1 pseudogene is annotated in these 236 nt (G+C 75.0%); it reads left to right on the top strand.

Going from position 1 to position 236, the window contains the following annotated elements:
• A pseudogene (locus ACYQ0J_RS13785) lies at positions 1-236 on the top strand (metal-dependent hydrolase); the annotation flags it as partial.

Here is a 236-nt window from a genome sequence, read left to right as displayed (position 1 = left end):
TCCTGGTGGTGGAGGCCCTGGGGCGGGAAGGGGTTCTGGTTGAGGACGAGTTGGGCCGCACCCTGGCGGTGAGCCGGGACGGCCAGGTGGTGGCCTACCGGGTGCGCATGGTCCGGGGGAGGCCCCAGGTCCTCAGGGAGTGGCGGCTGGACCTCTCGGGGAGGCTTCTCGCCGACCTCCTGCAGGCCCTCCCCCGGTCCGCCCGGAGGGTCTGGGTCACCGGGGAGGCCCGCCCC

The organism is Thermus sp. FJN-A (genome assembly GCF_054655095.1).
This window is presented reverse-complemented; position numbering and strand designations above follow the sequence as displayed.